The 14259-nt window shown below is 62.7% G+C and carries 10 protein-coding genes; all 10 read right to left on the minus strand.

Features of this window, described 5'->3' with window-relative positions; genetic code table 11:
• Positions 1–148: 148 nt before the first annotated feature.
• The 10 genes from JW929_05850 to glgB all read right to left on the minus strand — a co-directional run bounded on the left by JW929_05850 (position 149) and on the right by glgB (position 14033).
• A complete protein-coding gene (locus JW929_05850; protein MBN1438917.1) occupies positions 149–508 on the minus strand; it encodes a four helix bundle protein in 360 nt (119 codons plus the stop codon).
• A gap of 3 nt (positions 509–511) precedes the next feature.
• Positions 512–1171: an HAD family phosphatase gene (locus tag JW929_05855; protein MBN1438918.1), complete on the minus strand. Its 660-nt coding sequence runs from the start codon at positions 1169–1171 to the stop codon at positions 512–514.
• A gap of 107 nt (positions 1172–1278) precedes the next feature.
• Entirely contained in the window at positions 1279–1998 is a 720-nt protein-coding gene (locus tag JW929_05860; protein ID MBN1438919.1) for an NTP transferase domain-containing protein, read from the minus strand.
• 161 nt (positions 1999–2159) lie between these two features.
• The gene (locus JW929_05865; protein MBN1438920.1) at positions 2160–3956 is read right to left on the minus strand and encodes a polysaccharide deacetylase family protein; all 1797 of its coding nucleotides are present in this window, start codon (positions 3954–3956) and stop codon (positions 2160–2162) included.
• 138 nt (positions 3957–4094) lie between these two features.
• On the minus strand, positions 4095–4970 hold the full coding sequence (locus tag JW929_05870) for an NAD(P)-dependent oxidoreductase (GenBank protein MBN1438921.1): 876 nt from the start codon (positions 4968–4970) through the stop codon (positions 4095–4097).
• Positions 4970–5905 (minus strand): phosphoglycerate dehydrogenase, encoded by a 936-nt coding sequence (locus tag JW929_05875; GenBank protein ID MBN1438922.1) that lies wholly within the window; start codon positions 5903–5905, stop codon positions 4970–4972. The genes JW929_05870 and JW929_05875 overlap by 1 nt, the downstream gene beginning before the upstream one ends.
• 5 nt (positions 5906–5910) lie before the next feature.
• A complete protein-coding gene (locus tag JW929_05880) occupies positions 5911–6894 on the minus strand; it encodes a GDP-mannose 4,6-dehydratase (GenBank protein MBN1438923.1) in 984 nt (327 codons plus the stop codon).
• Positions 6894–8240, minus strand: a complete 1347-nt coding sequence (locus JW929_05885; protein MBN1438924.1) for a nucleotide sugar dehydrogenase — start codon at positions 8238–8240, stop codon at positions 6894–6896. Before JW929_05885 ends, JW929_05880 begins: the two co-directional genes overlap by 1 nt.
• Positions 8241–9425: 1185 nt before the next feature.
• On the minus strand, positions 9426–11891 hold the full coding sequence (locus tag JW929_05890; GenBank protein ID MBN1438925.1) for a DUF3536 domain-containing protein: 2466 nt from the start codon (positions 11889–11891) through the stop codon (positions 9426–9428).
• Between the two features lie 228 nt (positions 11892–12119).
• A complete protein-coding gene (gene glgB, locus JW929_05895; protein ID MBN1438926.1) occupies positions 12120–14033 on the minus strand; it encodes a 1,4-alpha-glucan branching protein GlgB in 1914 nt (637 codons plus the stop codon).
• Between the last annotated feature and the right edge of the window lie 226 nt (positions 14034–14259).

Consider the following 14259-nt stretch of genomic DNA (forward strand, 5'->3'; position numbering starts at 1 on the left):
ACCATAGACGATAGCCGAATTATATTCGGGGCGCACGCCTCTTACCCAAGATAGAATTCCGGAAAGATTGCAGCTTCCGAATCAGAGTCAATGTTCGAGCATCCTGTCCGCCCGAGGCATCGGTCACATAGCGCCTGCGTTGAGCAATTCATAAGCAGGCAGTCGACTCCATCAGGGATCGAAGCGCATATCCGAGAAACCGAACCTGCTCGGAATCGGTCTGTCCGGTGGAACCTTCTGCGATGTTCAAAGAAACCGACGTCGCCGCCCGAATCCATTGACTTCGAAGGTTGTACATCTCCTCTTTCGGCAAAGCATCGGCATGTTCATAAACCGCATCGAGGTAGTCCAGCGAAAGTTTCCACACCTCGAGATTTTCAAACTTGAAAGCCATATGTCCCCCTTCTTGTTTTCTATCATCCGCTGATCGAAATGATACCACCGCCTGTGAACCATCGGCCATGGTCCGTCGTCCACGGTCCACGGTCGGGTTTTGGCCATGTTCCATCGTCTATCGTCCATCGTCTTGTTCTTCCAGCCACGCCGCCATCTCCGCCATATCCCGGACCTTGTCCACGGCCAAGCGGTCGAAGGCCGTCTCCGTCTCGCGGGCCAGGAAGCGGGTGCCGGTTTCGCGCGCCGCGTCGTAATCGCTCATGCCGTCCCCGACCATCAGCACCTGATCAGGCGAAAGGGCATGCCGCGCCATCACATCGCGGAGGATATCCGGCTTGAGCCGCGGCGTCCCCCACAGCTCCTCGAACCATTCCCCCATCTTGCGCATGGCGATGATCAGATCCAGCTCCGCCTGCGGCGTGCCCGAGCCGACGATCCGCAGCACTTTTCCGCGGAGCCCCATGAGCAGCGCTTCCGCCCCGGGGACCTGCGGACAGCGGAAGATCCGCTCGCGGGTCAGGCGTTCGAACTCGGCGCTCACCCGCCGCTTGTCCTCCTCGGTGTAGGGCTGGCCGAGGATGTTCTTCTGGATGTGTTCGAACTTGACGTAACGGGAGATGCCGGCCTGGCCGATGTGGTACTCGCGGATCTGCCGGAGTTTGTCCGGGTACGCCGCGTAGAGTTCCAGGAAGGCTTCGGTCTTGATGTTGGCGGATTCGAGAATCACGCCGTCGAAATCAAAGACAATCGCGCGCAGTGAGTCGATTCGCTTCAATGCGGTTCCTCTTGTTCGGAAGTTGTCATGCTGGGCGCAGCGATGCCTCTCGTCAAACGAAGGAGGATCCTTCGTTTCGTCCGGGATGACATCGCCTGTGTTTCGCGCTACAGCGTCTTCACGTCCGGATAGTGCGCCAGCCACCACTCTGAAAAACCGGCGTCGAGCAGGGTGTGGATGTCGCGGCCGGTGACCCAGTTGCGCACGATGGGGGCCGATCGCTTGCCCATCCACCACCACGGACTGGGCCCGTCGCGGCGCTGGACGCACTCCTTGCGGAAGGCCCATACGCCCTGGTCGTAGTAGTAAGCCGACGGATAGGATTGCCGTTCGGTCGACGCCTGGCGGTTGGGGTCTCCGTAGGGCCGCAGCAGGCCGTCGGCGATCTCGAGCGAGCGCAGCGGATGGTCGTCGGCCGCCTGCCAGACGCTCATCACCGAATCCAGGTCCGGGCGCTCCTCGAGCATGCCGAGCGCCTGGTCCAGCAGGTCGCCGTCGAGCATGACGGTGTTGCCCAGAAGCAGGGCGACGTTGCGCAGGTCCTTCTCGCGCGCGTCGGCGTATTCCACGGCGTGCTTGATCACTTCGCCGTGGTTAACATGGTCGCCGCACAGTTCCTCCGGACGGACGATGATCTCACAACCGTTCCCGCGCCCGACTTCCATCACCTCCGGGGAATCGGTGGAGATGTAGGTTTTTTGTATGCGCTTCGCTTCGCGGGCCGCCTGTATCGGGTAGGAGACGAGCGGCTTGCCCGCAATCGCCATGACATTCTTGTTGAGGATCGATTTGCTTCCAGCCCGGGCGGTGATGATTGCTACATTCACGGTTGTTCCTCCGGAAATTCGAATTTTATCCTATGCGAGGACGGTTTTTGGAGGGGTAAGAAATCGACAGGATTTGCTGGATTTTTCAGGATTGATAGGATTAATTTCTGGTTCTTTCCTCGGGCGATCCCGTAAATCCTGAGAAATCCAGTCCATCCCGTCTATTGCTTTTTCACCGCCCGGACGCAGACTTCGATGGCAAACCGCTCGTCGCGGGCGTCCATCTCGCGCCGGGTGAACTCCTCGGCGGTCAGACCCCGCATGGCCGCGGCCGCGATCAGGGAATTGCCATAGGCCCGGATGCTTGCGTTTTCGCTTCCAAAGGCGCTTCCCACCAGCGCGCCGAAACCCTCGGGGGTGAACCGCCACAGTTCGTGCCACCAGGGTTCGATCATATCGGTCATCGGCACCGCCGCCAGCAGCACGCCCCCCGGTTTGAGGATCCGCCGCATTTCCGAAAGTATCGCCGGGAGGTCGCGGACGATGTGCAGGACCCGGGTGCAGATGATGCAGTCGTAATACTCCGACGGGACGTTGTTGGGCTGGGTCAGATCGGCGATGATCGTAGCCCGTTTGCTGTGGCCGGACCCTTCCTTGTGGAGGATGTCGAGCCGCTGAATGTTCTTCCCGCCGAAGCGCGTGGCATATTGGTCGTTCTGAAATTCCAGCACGCGTCCGCGCACATCCGACCGGAATTCCTCAAAGAACCGGTCGATGTAGTACCGGTGGACCGGCGTCCCGCGCTCGTTTCCGGACACCACCGAAAGCGGGGCGAGGCCGGCGCCAAGCCGGACCCGGGCCCACAGTGCGGTCAGGACCGGGATGCGCATTTTCTTGCGCCGCACGCGGGGAGCCGTAAGGTTGCGCCAGCGGTACGCCAGCCACTGCGAGGCCCGCCCCGGCAGCAGTCCCAGCCGGTCCCAATCCGCCTCCAGCCGGACGTCTGCGCGGATCTTCCGTTCCGCCCCGGCGTACCCCTGGGGTGTGCGCGGGGTGCGGGCGGACGCCAAGTGCTCCTCGAGTCGTTTGGTGAATTCGGCGCCCCCGGCTTCCCCGGGCGTGACGCGCGGGATCCAGAAACGGTCGGATCCGCCGTGCATTGCGGCCTTGACGTTCGCGCAGGCGTAATCAAATCCTCCTGCGCGCGCCAGCCGCACAGAAACCGGCGTCTCGGATTCCCGGCTTCCGTACGGGTAGGAGAAGGAACGGACCGGCCGACCGAGGAGTTTTTCCAAAGCGGCGCGGGAATCCGACAGCTCGGCTTTCTGCGCCTGCTCCGTCAGCGCGGCCAGCCAGGCATGGCGGACGGTGTGGGCGCCGACCGCGATCAGCGGATGCGCGGCGAGCTGTACGCATTCCTTCGCCGTAAGCGGCCGCACATCGCCGCGCGGATCCGCCGAGCGGCAGCGGGCTTCCTTGCGGATCCGCTCCACGGCCGCATCAATTTCCGCCGGAGGCAGACAGCGCATCGCATAATGCAGGATTCCGAATGCATCCTCGCGCGGCATGCCCGGAAAGAACCGCATCCGGACCTCCGCCGGCGGGCTTTTCCATTCCGCCGGCTCGGTTTTCGACTCCCAGACGATTCTCTGCAATTCGTCCCACCAAAATTCCCGGTTCCCGGCCAGGCAGCCCGTGGAAACAAACACCGTCGCCGGGATGCGGCTCTGTTCCAGGATGGGAAGGGCGTTTGAGAGGACGGCGGCGTATCCGTCGTCGAAGGTGACGGCGACCGAGCGGCGCGGGAGGGAACCCTGCGCCAACCCCTCGACCAGCGCATCGAGGGGAGTGGGATTCCACGCTCGGCGCAGTTCTTCCATCTGTGCGGCGAACGTCTCGCCCGGCAGGCTGACGTTCAACGGATCGGGGGAACGGCGGCCGACCTGGTGATAGGTGAGCACCAGCGCGTGGGGGGAAAGGAATTCCTTCAGACGCTCGAGGCGCGAGCGAAAGCTCACTTGTAAAATTCCTCCTCCACCCGTTCCACCCTCCCTCATCCCTCACCCTTCTTCCAGCCCTGGGTCCGGGAGAAGCGAGTCGGTGGATTTCCGACGGGATCAAGGCGGGGAACGCGGGGATACTGGGGATGAAAAAACTTACTTCCGTTCTTCCCGGGAGATCTGTTCCAGCACCTGAAGGATTCCCTGCCCGAAATCGACATACAGATTCGATGTCAGCTTCTTCCCCACCCGCGGGTGGAAATGGTAGGGGGTGATGCGGTAGTGGCCGTCGGGGATTTCGGGCTCGGCGTACTCGACCTTGACCTCGCGGCCGAGGATCTCCGAGAACATGGTGAACAGGTCACGGGCGCGGGTCGGGTAATGGCCGGTGATGACCAGATGCTGGTTGGCGTAGTCGGGGGCGAGGATGTCGACGCTGAGCCGGGCGGCGTCAGCCACATGGATATATTCGCGCGCATCCTCCGGCTCGCCGAAGTAGCGGATCCTGCCGGTGCGGGCGGCTTCGCGCAACAGGCGGTAGAGCCCGTTGCTTTCGTCGGCCCGCGGACCGTACAGGCTGCCGAAGCGCAGGATCGTATACTCCAACCCATAGCGGCGCTGATATTCCTCAATGTAGGCTTCGCAGGCCTGCTTGCTGGCGCGGTAGAAGGAGCCTTCGTCGCTGTAGACGTAAATCGTGCTGGAAAAGACGAAGCGCTTGACTCCGGCCCGGCGCGCGGCCTCGAGCACGTTGACCGTCCCCTCGACGTTGACCCGGACCGTCTCGCGCGGGAGCTCGCGGGCGCGGTTCAGGTCGGAAAGCGCCGCGTAGTGATACACGTAATCCATCCCCGCGAGGGTCCGGCACAACAAGTCGAAATCGTTCAGGTCGCCAGCCACCTGGGCCTGGTTGGGTCCGAGTTCGGCGGACGGTTTCCGGTCGAACACCGTCACGTGATGTCCGCGGGCGGACAACTCATCCGCCAGATGGCTGCCGAGGAAACCCGCCCCTCCGGTGACGATCGTCCGCATTACGCCGCGCCGCCTTTTTGGAAAAATTCGATCACCTTGCGAGCCGCGTCCATTTCCATGCCGATCCGGCATTCCAGCGCGTAGGATCCGATGTGCGCGGTCAGTACAACGTTCTCGAGCCCGGCCAGCGGCCCCCGGTAGGGCTCGGCGGCGAATACGTCCAAATATGCACCGCCCAGCCTTCCGCTTTTCAGCGCCTCGCACAGCGCGTCCTCGTCGATCCACCCGCCGCGGGCCGCATTCACCAGGACCGCCCCCGGTTTCATCTTGGCGAACTCCGCCGCGCCGAGCAGGGGGGTCTTGGTCGAACCGGAAAGGTGAAGGGAGATTACGTCCGCCGCGAGCAGGGCTTCCTCAAGATGGACATAGCGGATCGAATGCCTGGAGGCGAACGGCTCGTCCCGCACCGGATCGACCGCGATCACGTTCACCGCGAACGGCTGCAACAGGCGCACCAGCGCCTTGCCGATCCGCCCCATCCCGATCACCGCGACGGTCTTGCCGTGCAGCAGCCGGCCCATCGGCTTGGCGAACTCCCCGCGCCGGACGGAGGCGTCCGATTGCGGGATGCGCCGCAGGAGCGCCAGCAGACCGCCGAGGGCCAGCTCGGCTACGCCGTCGGTCGGTCCATCGGGGGTGTTGCAGACCGGGATGCCGCGCTCCTTGGCGTACTCGCGGTCCACGTTGTCCACCGCCGTCCCCACGCGCGAGATGATCTTCAAATCGGGAAGCTGGGCGAGTACCTCGCGGTCGAGGGCTTCGGTGCCGGCGATCACGCCGTCCGCGCCGCGCAGCAGTTCCACCGTTTCCGGTTTGGTCAGTTTGCGCCCATGCGGATTGAACACCAGTTCGAACCCGGCCGCCTGCAAGGCGTCGAGGGGTTCGCGGCTTTCTTTGGCGAACGAGGATGTGGTAACGGCAATTTTCGGGCTCACGGGGATCACTCCAAATTAAGCTGGCTGGCCCAGGATTGCTCGGCCCGGTACCATTCGACGATCCTGGCCACGCCCTCCTCGAACGCCGCCTGCGGCTCCCAGCCCAGCAGCTTCCGCGCCTTGGCGATGTCGGCCCAGGAGGAGAGCATGTCGGCCGCCGGGCGCGGCTTGTATTCGATCACGGCCTGCTTTCCGGTCAGGCGTTCGATCAGGGCGATCGCGTCGCGCAGCACCACCGGACGGTCGCTGCCCAGGTTGATAATTTCGTACCCGAGCGGCTTGAGCGCCGCAATCGTTCCGCGGGCGATGTCGTCGATGTAGGTGAAATCGCGCTCCTGCGTCCCGTCGCCGTAGACGGTGATCGGTTTCCCTTCGGCGATTCGCAAAACGAACCGGAACAGGCTCATCTCCGGCCGGCCCGCCGGACCGAACACGGTGAAGTAACGCAGCACCGTGACGTCCAGGTTGTAGAGGAAGTGGTAGGTATAGCAGATCACCTCGGCGGCCTTCTTGGTGGCGGCGTACGGGGAGAGCGGCCCGTCGGTTGGAAGGTCTTCCCGAAAATGCCGTTCCTTGCTTTCCCCGTACAGGCTTGAGGTGGACGCCAGGACGAACTTCTTCACGCCGCCTTGGCGGGCCAATTCGAGCAGGTGGAGGGTGCCGGCGGCGTTGGTCTCCATGTACACATAGGGATTCTCGACGCTTTGCCAGGCCCCGGCCCGCGCCGCCAGGTTGATCACCGCGTCGAAGGCGTCGCCGTCGTGCTTCTTCCAGAGCGTTTCGATCGCCACGCGGTCGGCGATATCCCCCCGCGAAAAAGCGAAGCCCGGCAGGGCCTGCAATTTCTGCAGCCGCCAATGCTTAAGGCGCACGTCGTAGGCGCTGTTCAAGCTGTCGATCCCGACGACCTGGTGGCCTTGTTCGACCAGCAGGGTGGAGACCCGGGCGCCGATGAATCCGGCCGCTCCCGTGACCAGATAGCGGGCCATCAGAGGTGAACCACCTTCGGGCTGGCGCGGCCGGCCGCCCCGAGCGCGTTGCGGGTGTCGACCACCAGCCGCGAGAGTTCGAGGATCTTCTTCCACGGATAGGCGTCGTGGTCGGTGGTGATGACCACGCAATCCGACTGCTGCACCGCCCCCTCGAGATCCGTGACGCTTTTCATTTGGAAAGAATCGTGGCGGACCTCCGCAACGTAGGGATCGTGGTAATCCACGACGGCTCCCTTTTGGCGCAGGAGGCCGATGACGTCCAGCGCGGGCGATTCGCGCAGATCGGACACGTTGGGTTTGTAGGCCACGCCGAGCACCAGGATCCGGCTGCCGTTGATCGCCTTGCGGTTTCGGTTGAGCGCGTCCTGGACCTTGGCCGCCACGTAGCGGGGCATGTTGGTGTTGATCTCGCTGGCCAGCTCGATGAAGCGGGCGTTGTAGTTGACCGCTTTGAGCTTCCAGGAAAGGTACAGCGGATCGATCGGAATGCAGTGCCCGCCGAGGCCCGGACCGGGGGTGAATTTCATAAAGCCGAAGGGCTTGGTGGCGGCGGCGCCGATGATCTCCCACACGTCCAATCCGAGATGGTCGCACATGATCGCGACTTCGTTGACCAGCCCGATGTTCACCGCCCGGAACGTGTTTTCCAGCAGTTTCGACATCTCCGCAGCGTCGGCCGAGGAAACCGGGATCAGCGTCTTGATCGCCCGCCCATAGTAGGCCAGGGCGGCCTCCGTGCAGGCCGGTGTGATTCCGCCGATTACTTTCGGGGTGTTGACCGTCGTCCAATCCTTCCGTCCGGGATCCACCCGCTCCGGCGAGAAGGCCAGGAAAATATCCTTGCCCACCTTCAGACCGCGGGCTTCGATTTTCGGCAGCAGCAGCTCGCGGGTCGTCCCCGGATAGGTGGTGGATTCCAGCACGATCACCATTCCGGGATGCAGGTATTTCACGATCTCCTCGGACACGTTGACGATGAAGGAAAGATCCGGATCCCCCGTCTTGCGCAACGGGGTGGGCACGCAAATCGACAGGGCGTCCAGCGTCCTTACTTGCGAAAAATCAGCGGTGGCTTTCAGGGCGCCTTTGCGGACCAGGGAGGCCACGTGCGAGGCGGGGATGTCTTCGATGTACGATTTGCCTTTATTCAAGGCGTCGATCTTGCGCGGATCCACGTCGATCCCGACCACCGAGTATCCGGCGCGTCCGAAGACGTCCACCAGCGGCAATCCGACATACCCGAGCCCGACCACCCCGACGCAGGCTTTGCCGCTTCGGAACTTGCGGATCAATTTCTTAAGGGTGTCCCCGCCCCGAACCGTCGTCTCTTCCTTCTTCGCCATGCCTGCCTTCTCCTTTGCGTTCCATCGGCCTTGCAGGTACGCACCGCCGAATCCAAGCGCGGACCCCAGCCAAGCCGCCGTCAGAATTTTCCAGAAAAGGAAATCCTCCACCGGCGCCGAATCGACCGGCGCCGGTTCGTAGCATACGGCCGCGGACACCGCCGCCCTGGCTTCCAACGCCGCACACAGGGCCTGGGCCCAGGCTCGGGCCCGATCGGCCGCGCGGGCCGGATCGGCATCCCGGACGGTCAGGAGGAGGGATGCCTCCTGCGGAGTCGGCTTGACCGTCTCGAGCAGTTCCTCCACCTCCGAGCCGCGCAGAAAATCGTCCGCTTGCAGATTGTACCCGGAGACCGCCGGCAGCAGGACGGCTGCGGACGCGACCTCCGGCGCCTTCGCCAACGCTTCCGCCTCGTCGGCGGAATAATTCCCCGTATTGGCAATCCGCGCGCCGGCTCGGTATTCCCCCGGCTGCGCAATCACCGCCGCCAAGGCGAGGAGACCCGAGACCGCACCGACCGCGAGCGCCGGCGGGATCCCGATTCGAATGTCCCATCCGGGGATGGGGGGTTCATGCTTCATACGGGAATACCGGGGTGAGGAAGGTTGAAAGCGGAGGGATTAAACCACGGGGCGATGCGGACTGTCAACGAGCCCCCCGCATCGTTTTACTCGGCCTCCGTTTGCAGTGTAAATCGGCCTGGTTTTTGGCTTCGGCCCGCCTTTTTGCGTTCCGGAGCACATTGCCTTATTTGGATCATAAGAGCCAAACCCTCCCGGGTTGGTCAATCCGCCTCCCCCAGCAGAGGTCCTTGTCATGCCGCCTTTTTACCTTCCGCCGGGGAGTGCCGGGTGCGGCATTGTATCAACGGAGATGAAATTCACCGGAACGGGCATGCAGTCCGTCGGCCGGATCCGCACCTTCCGCGATCGGCCCATCGAGTCGGCACGGCCGGTGCGTCCGGCTCTTGGCAACATTCTTCGCTGGACGGGCGAACCGGCCGGTCGGGAACCCGGCATAGGGCTTACCTCGATATGGAAAACCATAACCGGTAGCTGAAAAGATGAACGGCATGAGATCGCCGAGGAAGGCCGCCGGGTTTTTTCCCTCCCCGGAACACATCTTCCCTTTCCTATGGGACGGAGAATGCATCCGCGTAGAAGAAGCCTGTTTCGGTGAACTGATCAGCCCTTTCCGGATTCCGCATTGGGCTCGTTCGATTCCGACCCGTCCGTGCGCACCTTGAGCAATTCTCCCAAAACCAGAAAACGATCCACCCATTCCGTGGCGGCCCTTCCTCCGCCGCGGGATTCCACGGACATCCGCGGGCAGGTGTTCTTTAACGCCTCGTAGTAAACGTTTTGGGCTTTCCAGAGATCGACCCAGAAGGGGAGCTTCCGCGCCAAATCCACCGCCTGACTCAATCTCCGCAGCCGCTCGGGGTTTTCCGGCTCGGTGTACCAGCCCGCCGCCAATCTGTGGATGGTATTGCGCAGGGTGAATCCGAGCGCTTCGCCGTCAAAGGTGATCTCCGCCGTCTTGGCCTGCTCCAGCAATAATCGGATTTGCTCGTCGTTTAATTCGGCTTCCGAGAACGCTTTCCGCAGCCGGCCGTTGATGGCGACGACGGCCGCCGCCTGAAAGGCCTTCGGCAGCGGAATCTCCAACATCTGCAGAAAACGCATCAACGGGGCGTGCTTCTCATAGAGTTGGGAATACACCGCCTCGGCCTCCGCCACGTTCCCCTGGATCACCAAATTCAGGATCTTGCGCTGTTCGTCGAGGAACAAGCTGGCCAGGGAATAGGCGGCCCCGCCGAAATAGGAATCGAGGCCCCGAATGACTTCGGGCAATTCCCCGCGCAGAAACGGCGCTGAAAGCCCGTGTTCGAGGGTCTCGATCGCCCCGCCGTCCGGGCAGGGGCCAACCCCGCCGCTGAAGTTATGATCGCCGAAGTGCAGCATGCCGTAGCACAAGCGGGCGCTCTCGCGGGTGACGTCGGAGGTGACCGTCACCAGCCCGACTGCCAGCTTCGTCCGTCCGGCTTCGAAAATCCTTTGCCGGTGCCTCGCGACCGAATAGCATGAGATGCAGGCGCGGTCCCCGAAGGATTCATAAAACGAAGCCACCGCGTAGTGCGCCGCCACCTGAGGAAGGGTCACCCGCGCCGCGCGGGCCTTCCCGTACGCTGCGGCGCCGTCGATTCCGCCCTTTTCGTTGCTGCGGGCTTCCTTCAGCCGCTCCGTAAACCGCTCCTCGCATCCGTCGCCAAACAGCTCCTGCGCTAATTGGATCGCGCGCGCGGCGTATTGCAGGTTCTGGAGGGTTTCGATCCCGGCCAGATCGTCGAAAAACCATCCGCAGGAGGTGTACATCAGCATGGCGTGACGCTGCATTTCCATCAGCTTCAACGCCCGGATCCGTTCCTCTCCGGAAAGGAGCCGGGATTGGACCATCCGGAAGAATCGGTCGAGCGAGTCCTTCGACCGGTCCAGGACCGCGGCGATGTATTCGTTCCGTGCCTCCCAGGGATCGCGGAAGAAAAGGGCCGCTTCCCGCTCAAAGAGCGGCGTGAGTTCGCCGCGCAGCGCATCCATAGCCCCGCGCAACGGCGCACGCCACGCCTGGTTCCACCCCGGATGCCGTCCGGAACGGCATCCGCAATCCGCCCGCCAACGTTCGATCCCGTGCGGACAGCTCCATGAAGTGTTTTCGGCGATCTCCACCTTCCACCGCGGGGGATTCTTGGCAAGGAATCCGCCATAGTTTGTCAGCGCGGCTCCTCCGTCGTTCTCCACCTTATCGAGCGCATAAGCCAGGGCCATGTCGCCGAAGCGGTGATGATGGCCGTAGGATTCGCCGTCGGTGGCGATGTGGATCAGCCGCGGGCCGTCGTTCCCGTCCGGGAAGGCGTCCATCAGCCGCCGGGCGAAGGCGTCGCCGCTCCCGAGCAATCCCTCGAACGATACCGCGCGCGAAATGGGGCCGTCATAAAAAAACACGGCGATCGTCCGTCCGGAGGGAAGATCCACCTCGTAGGCGCGGGTGATATCGACGCCCCCTCCCGGAAGGTCCCGCCAGTCGCCCCCCTCTGCCGGCCGCACCCGCCGCGCTTGATGCGGGGCGAGAATTGTGAAGCGGATCCCGCGCTCGGCCAGCAGATCCAGAGTTTCCAGATCGACGGCTGTTTCGGGCAGCCACATGCCCTCCGCCGCCCGCCGGAACCGCGCCTCGAAATCCCGCAGGCCCCATTCCACCTGAGTGATTTTGTCGCGGCGGACGGCCAACGGAAGGATTATATGGTTGTAGGCCTGAGCGATCGCCGATCCGTGCCCGGAGAAGCGCTGCATGCTCTCCCAATCGGCCATGAGGATCGCCTGGTAGACCGGCCCGGCGTTTTCCTCCAGCCAGGAAAGCAGGGTCGGCCCGAAGTCGAAGGAGATGTTCGAGTAGTTGTTGACGATCTTGCGGATGTATTCCTTCTCGTCCAGGATGCGCGAGACGGCGTTGGGCGCATAGCATTCGGCCAGCACCCGCTCATTCCAATCGTGATACGGCGCGGCGGAATCCTGCACTTCGACCGCCTCGAGCCACGGATTTTCCCGCGGCGGCTGATAGAAGTGACCGTGGATGCAAAGGAACCGATTCATATCCCCCCTCCCGGCTCCCGGCTCCCCGTCTTCAAATCGAGAGAAATACCCGCCATGGGCCATAAGAGGATATCGGCCTGGCAAGAATCCGCCGGTCGACCGAAGACGCAGTGCAACACAAGTCGAACCGCCATGCTACAAAGTCCATCCCCCCTGCTTTCATACGCGGAAGTGGGGAGTGGGCACGGAAGAGCGGGAGATTTCCCGGTCGAAAGCGGGGAAACGGGGTTAGGATGAATTTGATTCATGCTTGAAAAAGCAGATTCCCAGCGGCGGAAGAGTCAGGTTGAGGGAAAACGGCCGACCGTGATAAGCGATCTCCTCGGCGTCGAATCCGCCGGCGTTGCCCATGCCACTCCCGCCGTAGGGCAATGCGTCGCTGTTCAACGCCTCGCGCCACAAGCCCGCCAAAGGCACGCCCACGCGGTACCCGGTGCGCGGAACGGGAGTGAAGTTGCAGGCCGCCATGAGGACGCCGCCGCCGGCGGACTTGCGGATCCAGCTGACCACGCTGGATTCGGAATCGGTGCAATCCACCCATTCAAACCCCGCCGGGTCGCAATCCGTGGCGTGAAGCGCCGTCTCTCCGGCGTACAGCCGGTTCAAATCCCGGACCCATTGCTGCAATCCCCGATGCGGTCCGTATTCCAATAAAGGCCACTCCAGGCTTTCCTCGTGGCTCCACTCCCGCCATTGGCCGATCTCGCCGCCCATGAACAGCAATTTCTTTCCGCTCATGGCGTACATATAACCGAGCAGCAGACGCAGGTTGGCGAATTTCTGCCAGTCGTCGCCGGGCATCTTCGCCAGCAGCGACGCCTTCCCGTGCACCACCTCGTCGTGCGAAAGCGGCAGCATGAAATTCTCGGTGAAGGCGTACAGCATCCGGAAGGTCAGATCGCGGTGGTGGTAGCGCCGGTGGACCGGCTCCTTGGTGATGTAGGACAGCGTGTCGTGCATCCAGCCCATGTCCCATTTGAACCCGAAGCCCAGCCCGCCGAGGTAGACCGGCTTCGATACCATCGGCCAGGCGGTGGATTCCTCGGCGACGGTCTGCACGCCCGGATGCTCGCGATAGACGTCCTCGTTGAAGCGCCGCAGCCACGAAATGGCTTCCAGGTTTTCGTTGCCGCCGTATGGGTTCGGCCGCCATTCCCCGTTCTTGCGGGAGTAATCCAGGTAGAGCATCGACGCCACCGCGTCCACCCGCAGCCCGTCGGCGTGGTATTCGTCGAGCCAGAAGAGGGCGCTGGAAAGCAGGAAGGAGCGCACCTCGCGGCGGCCGTAGTTGAAGATGTACGAATTCCAATCCGGATGGATCCCCTGCTGCGGATCGTCATGCTCGTAGAGGTGGGTGCCGTCGTAATTCCCCAGGGCGTGCTCGTCGGTCGGGAAATGCGAAGGAACCCAATCCAGAAACACGCCGATTCCGTTTTGATGCAGGACGTCGATCAGATGCTTAAAATCCTGCGGCGTTCCGTAGCGGCTGGTCGGGGCGAAGTAGCCGGTGGTCTGGTACCCCCAGGAACCGTAAAAGGGGTGCTCCATCACCGGGAGGAATTCCACGTGGGTGAAGCCCATTTCCCGGATGTAATCCGGAAGGAGCCCGGCCAATTCCCGGTAGGAGAGCGGGCGGTTGCCCTCTTCGGCCACCCGCCGCCAGGAACCGATGTGCATTTCGTACACCGAGACCGGACGTTTTTGCAGCTCGAGGCCGGCCCGGGCTTCCATCCATTCCCGGTCGCCCCAAGCGTATTCCAAATCCCAGACGATCGACGCCGTCCGCGGCGGAACCTCGAAATAAAAACCGTACGGATCGAGTTTCCCCATCCGGTAGCCGTGGTTTCGGGATTGGATGAGGTACTTGTACATCGTCCCCCGTTCCACGCCGGGGAGAAAGCCTTCCCAGATGCCGGAGGAGCCTTTCGGGGCGAGTTTATCCCGGCGGCCGTCCCAATCGTTGAAGTCCCCGATGACCGACACCCGTTCGGCGTTCGGAGCCCAGACGGCGAAGTAGACTCCGTCCTTCCCTTCCGCTTGTACCGGATGCGCGCCGAGTTTGCGGTACAGGCGGGTGTGGCTGCCCTCGTTAAAGAGGTATAGGTCGTCGTCTGTTAGCAGGGAGAATTGCCGGGAAGCCATGGCGGTTGTTCTCCTGTGCCGCCGAATCGGTCCTCGGGTAGGGAATATACCCCGAAGAGGGATGGTTTGCATAGCCGGGGAAGGTCCGTCGAAGGCAAATCCGAAAAAGAAACCGCCGCAAGAGGTACACAAAGAACAAAAATGACTCCACTGCAAAAAGGTTGATCGAAAAACGAATCCCGGCCGAGTCCAAGGTGTTCTATTCCATGAACGAACCCCACCTCAA

The organism is Anaerolineales bacterium (genome assembly GCA_016928575.1).
Taxonomy (GTDB): Bacteria; Chloroflexota; Anaerolineae; order Anaerolineales; family RBG-16-64-43; genus JAFGKK01.

What these genes read in the sequence shown, in the direction of transcription:
- JW929_05850 (MBN1438917.1), bottom strand. Translation starts at nt 508, where the DNA reads ATGGAACATGGCCAAAACCCGACCGTGGACCGTGGACGACGGACCATG.
- JW929_05870 (MBN1438921.1), bottom strand. Translation starts at nt 4,970, where the DNA reads ATGCGGACGATCGTCACCGGAGGGGCGGGTTTCCTCGGCAGCCATCTG.
- JW929_05880 (MBN1438923.1), bottom strand. Translation starts at nt 6,894, where the DNA reads ATGGCCCGCTATCTGGTCACGGGAGCGGCCGGATTCATCGGCGCCCGG.
- JW929_05885 (MBN1438924.1), bottom strand. Translation starts at nt 8,240, where the DNA reads ATGGCGAAGAAGGAAGAGACGACGGTTCGGGGCGGGGACACCCTTAAG.
- JW929_05890 (MBN1438925.1), bottom strand. Translation starts at nt 11,891, where the DNA reads ATGAATCGGTTCCTTTGCATCCACGGTCACTTCTATCAGCCGCCGCGG.
- glgB (MBN1438926.1), bottom strand. Translation starts at nt 14,033, where the DNA reads ATGGCTTCCCGGCAATTCTCCCTGCTAACAGACGACGACCTATACCTC.